The organism is Anoxybacillus thermarum, from assembly GCF_000836725.1.
Taxonomy (GTDB): Bacteria; Bacillota; Bacilli; order Bacillales; family Anoxybacillaceae; genus Anoxybacillus; species Anoxybacillus thermarum.
In genome coordinates this window covers 1-913 of the sequence record NZ_JXTH01000131.1, presented here as the reverse complement: position 1 = coordinate 913, position 913 = coordinate 1, and the positions used below count along the sequence as shown (strand labels likewise).

Below are 913 nucleotides of genomic sequence, written 5' to 3'. Positions count from 1 at the left end.
AGTGGCGAAGCACTTTATGGGGATATGCTTGCATTAATTGCATGTGCTATGGTCACGGGCTATTGGTTAGTCGGTCAACATTTACGAAAGCAATTTTCTCTAATTACATATACGTACATTGTCTATGGCATTGCGTCGCTCGTATTAAGTGTATATGTATCGTTGTTTCGTTATTCATTTTTGTCGTATAGTGCGAATGACTGGTGGTGCTTCGTTTTGCTGGCGGTTATCCCGACATTATTCGGGCATTCTCTTTTTAATTGGGCGATGAAATGGGTAAATGCAGCAATGGTATCCATGGCTATTTTATTTGAACCGATTGGAGCAATTATATTAGCTTATATATGGTTGGATGAAAAAGTTTATTTGTCACAAGGAATAGGCTCGTTTTTTATCATCATTGGGATTGGAGCGTATATGTTCGGAAAACATATAAAAAACAATAAAAAAATAGTTGCATTTCAAAAAAGAACATGATATATTTTAAATCGTCGCTGTTGCGATGCGATAATAAAAAATAAAAAATCGTTCTTGACACTAAAAAGGCGATGTGTTAAATTAAAAAAGTCGCAAAAAACGATAAGATGTTCCTTGAAAACTGAACGAAGCGAAAAGCGTGCAAAAGCTAAGGATAACTTTTCTATGGAGAGTTTGATCCTGGCTCAGGACGAACGCTGGCGGCGTGCCTAATACATGCAAGTCGAGCGGACGATTCAAAAGCTTGCTTTTGAATCGTTAGCGGCGGACGGGTGAGTAACACGTGGGCAACCTGCCCTGTAGACGGGGATAACACCGAGAAATCGGTGCTAATACCGGATAACACGAAAGATCGCATGATCTTTCGTTGAAAGGCGGCGCAAGCTGTCGCTACAGGATGGGCCCGCGGCGCATTAGCTAGTTGGTGAGGTAACGG

The 913-nt window shown here is 41.1% G+C and carries 1 protein-coding gene and 1 rRNA gene; both read left to right on the top strand.

Translation table 11 applies throughout. The features are described from left to right. Positions 1 to 477: DMT family transporter (locus tag LH47_RS14720; RefSeq protein WP_043968771.1), on the top strand; the 477-nt coding region annotated here is incomplete at its 5' end. A gap of 162 nt (positions 478 to 639) precedes the next feature. Further along, positions 640 to 913, top strand: a 16S ribosomal RNA gene (locus LH47_RS14715); the annotation flags it as partial.